This is a genomic window from Leptolyngbya sp. FACHB-36 (genome assembly GCF_014695955.1).
Lineage (GTDB): Bacteria > Cyanobacteriota > Cyanobacteriia > Leptolyngbyales > Leptolyngbyaceae > FACHB-36.
This window is the reverse complement of record NZ_JACJPG010000565.1, coordinates 1-2,040: the sequence shown is the minus strand read 5'-3', so window position 1 is coordinate 2,040 and position 2,040 is coordinate 1. Positions and strand designations below refer to the sequence as shown.

Annotated in this window: 3 protein-coding genes; all 3 read right to left on the bottom strand. The window is 56.2% G+C overall.

Annotated features, from left to right (window positions below):
- Positions 1-269, bottom strand: a 269-nt coding sequence (locus tag H6F43_RS16220; RefSeq protein WP_190343761.1) for a potassium channel family protein, incomplete at its 3' end; no start/stop codon positions are given.
- A 130-nt stretch (positions 270-399) separates the two neighbouring features.
- Positions 400-1,578 (bottom strand): glycosyltransferase family 4 protein, encoded by a 1,179-nt coding sequence (locus tag H6F43_RS16215; protein ID WP_190343760.1) that lies wholly within the window; start codon positions 1,576-1,578, stop codon positions 400-402.
- 85 nt (positions 1,579-1,663) lie between these two features.
- A partial coding sequence (locus H6F43_RS16210) for a hypothetical protein (protein WP_190343759.1) occupies positions 1,664-2,040 on the bottom strand: 377 nt, incomplete at its 5' end.

The window sequence follows — 2,040 nt, the reverse complement described above, 5'->3', positions numbered from 1 at the left end:
CCGCCCTCGGTAATCATCTGCAAAAAGCCACTGAGAATGTAGCCAACCGAGGTGTAGCCCGCTACGATCACTAACATTGTAAAAATTCTCAGCGCTGGGGTTGTGATTGGGCGAACTTCCCCAAATCCCACGCCAAAAATTGTGATCACCACCATGTAAAGGGAGTCCATCAGATCCCAGCCTGCCAGCATGTAGCCGAGTACGGCGACGGTGATGGTGAGGCTGAAGAAGCTGACACCGACAAGAATCCGCTTCAGGGAACTGTGCATCGCTTTCGTTCAAAATAAGAAGCTGCCTGTCCGCACGATCGCGCTGCCACTGCGTAATCCGCGTTACTTAATTTTCCCAGTATTAAAGCGGCCCCTCATTCGTTTTGTATCTGCTGTGCCAATCGAACGCTTACTCCCCGATCGCTCCCCGAACGACTGCGATCGTCTCCTCAACCATGCGCTCCTCCCGAAACAACTGCTCGGCGCGTTGCCTACCTGCGTCTCCAATTTTCTGTCGCAGGGTGGCATCGCTGGCCCAGCGCCCGATTGTGGTTACGAGTTCTTGAATCGTCGCTTGGGAGTCGCCAAACATCGGCGATGTCAGCAACTGCCCCGTGTCGCCCAAGCCCTCCGGCACACCGCTGACCGCCGTTGCTGCCACAGGTAATCCTTTTGCCATGGCTTCCATGATTGCCAGCGGCAATCCCTCCGACTCGGAAGGCAGCAGGAACATATCGCTGGCGTCGAGCCAGTCGGTGATGTCTGCTAGCTCACCCAAAAACTTGACGCGATCGCCCACGCCTGCCTGCTGCACTGCCTGTCGGAAGTGCTCCTCTAGGGTGCCCGTGCCTGCCCATGCGAAGTAGAGATTGGACCACGCGGGCGTCTGTTTCAGTCGCTTAATCGCTCCCAAAAGGTACTGGTAGCCCTTAATAATGTCCAAACGAGCTGCCGTGAAGCAGACCACCGCGTCGTTGGGAATGTCCCACTGCTGCCGCAGGCGCGATCGCACGTCTAGATCGCGCGGCTGAAAATACTGCGACGGGCGTCCGCAATAGATCACTTGTCCGTGATCATCTGCTAGTCCAAACAGCTTTCGCAGCAGCCCCAAGTTGTTCTGAGATACTGCAATCACTGCCTTTGCTGCGGCGTACTGCTGCGCCAGTTCCGCATACGCCTCTGGAGTCGCTTTGGGCTTCACCGGATGGACTAAGTGCTCCACCACTATGAAAGGAATGCCCGATCGTATCGCCGCACGCTTGGGCAGAAAATTGACGATCGGTCCGCCGTTGCTCAAAATCAGCAAATCGGGGTTGGCGTCGGTGACAATTTGCTCCATTTCAGTCGCGGCAGTGGTTTCTCGCCACAGACGCTGAATGCTGCTTGGCTGACGCGATCGAAACCAGTCTGCCCGCTGGCGAGTCCGCTCCATCCCCTCCGGTCCCAACAGCTTCACCAGCGCATCGGGAATTTCCTCAACGTAAGTCACGGAGTAGCCCAAGCTCGCTAAAGCAGACAAAATCGCGTGGTTGTATTGCAGAATGCCTCCGATCGCCGGAGACGCCAAAACTAAAATCTGCTGAGCCACGAACGGTTCCTCGCGTGCTGCCTTCGACGGTACCACATCGCGCAGCCGGAATACCTAGCAGTCCTGTTAAGAGTGTTTTGTGACTCTATTTGGGCAAGTAGCGCAGCGACTCCAGCACCTTGACGGCTTCTCGTGGCGGAATGTTTTGGCACCCTTCGGTTTGATTCCGCACTCCTGCCCCAATCAGGTGATACACAAATCCGCCCTGCTCAAATTTGCCAAACCAGGTAGAAACGAGCGCTGGCGCTTTGCCATTTTGACCTGCCGCATACTCTTCTAAGCTGCCGCGACCCAGCACGGGATTGTTTACCGGGTAGCTGCGATTTCCTTGAGGAATATCACCAATGCCACCGCTGACCGCCTCGATCGCAAAGCAACTGCCCGTGTTACTGCGATAGAGCATTGTGTACCCATAGCCGCCGAACCGGGGATTCTCTCCGGCTTGAGTCCGAACGCTCTCCA